At 48.6% G+C, this 368-nt stretch carries 1 protein-coding gene; it reads left to right on the forward strand.

The window, feature by feature from the left end:
- Positions 1-368, forward strand: a 368-nt coding sequence (locus tag A3757_RS04585; RefSeq protein ID WP_197469772.1) for an Ig-like domain-containing protein, incomplete at both ends; no start/stop codon positions are given.

A 368-nucleotide genomic window follows, 5' to 3' on the forward strand; every position in this document is an offset into this window, starting at 1 on the left:
TCTCCAACGAAGGCTTACTTACCGCACTAGCACCTGGTGACGCAACCATTACAGCCAGTTATGAGGGTGAGCACGCTTCAAGTACGTCTACTGCATACACATTGAGTTCACTTAGCATAACACCCGCCGCGTTGACACTGGCAATTGCTTCATCTCACACTCTCACGGCAACCGGAATTTATACGAACAACACCACAAGCGACCTTAGTCCTGAGACTTCTTGGCAATCGAGCAATAACAACATCGCCACAGTCGATGAAAATGGCTTGGTAGTCGCTGTCAGCGCTGGCAATACCAATGTCACAGCAAGTATTGGCGACATCAACACAAGTCTGGAGCTAACGGTTTCTCCTGCTACATTGCATTCT

The organism is Oleiphilus sp. HI0117, from assembly GCF_001635235.1.